This is a genomic window from Antrihabitans spumae (assembly GCF_043944905.1).
Taxonomy (GTDB): domain Bacteria; phylum Actinomycetota; class Actinomycetes; order Mycobacteriales; family Mycobacteriaceae; genus Antrihabitans; species Antrihabitans spumae.
Window position 1 is genome coordinate 1 of record NZ_JBIMSN010000187.1, and the last position, 1,141, is coordinate 1,141.

At 62.1% G+C, this 1,141-nt stretch carries 1 protein-coding gene; it reads right to left on the reverse strand.

Going from position 1 to position 1,141, the window contains the following annotated elements; translation table 11 throughout:
- A protein-coding gene (locus ACHIRB_RS31260; protein WP_395127854.1) for an IS3 family transposase occupies window positions 1-1,141 on the reverse strand; the annotation gives its coding sequence in 2 pieces (ribosomal slippage) (window positions 1-881 and window positions 881-1,141; 1,142 coding nt annotated over the 2 pieces). This gene is flagged as partial in the annotation.

Here is a 1,141-nt window from a genome sequence, read left to right on the forward strand (position 1 = left end):
GTCGATCTCGCAGCCGTCCACAGCTTGGTGGTTGTGGGTGCATCGGGCAGCGTACTCGGCCGGAGTGCGGTAGCCCAGCGACGAGTGCCGGTGTCGGTTGTTGTGGTCGTCCTTGAAGTCCTCGATCACCACCCGAGCTTCGAGCAGGCTCGTCCAGTGGTTGCGGTTGAGGCACTCCTTTCGTAGTCGGTTGTTGAACGATTCGATGTGCCCGTTGTTCCACGGCGTCCCGGGCGGGATGTAGGAAATGCCGATCCGGTCACCGCAGAACTGTTGCAACACATGAGAAATGAACTCAGGCCCATTGTCCATCCGCAACACCAGCGGCGGACCACCCCACAGCGCGAACGCTTTGCCGAGTTCGGTGGTCAACCGCTCGGCGGTGATGGAGCGTTCCACGATGTTGAGCACCGAGAGCCGGGTGTGCTCGTCGATCATCGACGCAATCTTGATCGCCTTCCCGTCGATCGTGGAATCGAACTGAAAGTCCATCGCCCATACGACTTTCGGTGCATCAGCGTCGATCTGCGGTATCGAGCTGATGCCTGCTCGTTTGCGTGGATGACGGATCCGCACCTGCAGCCCTTCCTCTTTCCACAGCCGGTGCACCTTCTTCTTGTTCACCGACCGGCCGCAGTCGTATCTCAGGTGCGCCCAGGCGCGTCGGAACCCGTGCATCGGGTGCTCACGGGCATAGGTGCGCAGATCGGCTCTCAGGGCTGCGTCGGGATCTGCTGGCGTCTGTGCGATCGGGGTTCGTGCGTAGGTGGAACGGGCAAGCCCAACCGCTCTGCACGCCAAGCGTTTCGAGATGTTCGTCGTCTCGACGAGCATGTCGACAGCGCGGCGTTTGGCGGCTGGGCTCAGAATTTTCCCTTCGCCACCTCGCGCAGGGCGTCCTTTTCCAGTTCGGCGTCGGCGAGGAGTCGTTTGAGTCGGGTGTTCTGTTCGCGGAGGTCTTTGAGTTCTTTCGCGGCGTCGGTGTCCATCCCGCCGTAGCTGCGGCGCCAGTTGTACAACGTCGCTGCTGATACCTCGAGCTCGCCGGCGATCTCTTCCTGCGTCTTGCCTGCCGCGGTGAGCTCGTCGGCTCGGCGCAGCTTGCGCACGATTTCCTCCGCGGAGTTCCGCTTCCGTCCAG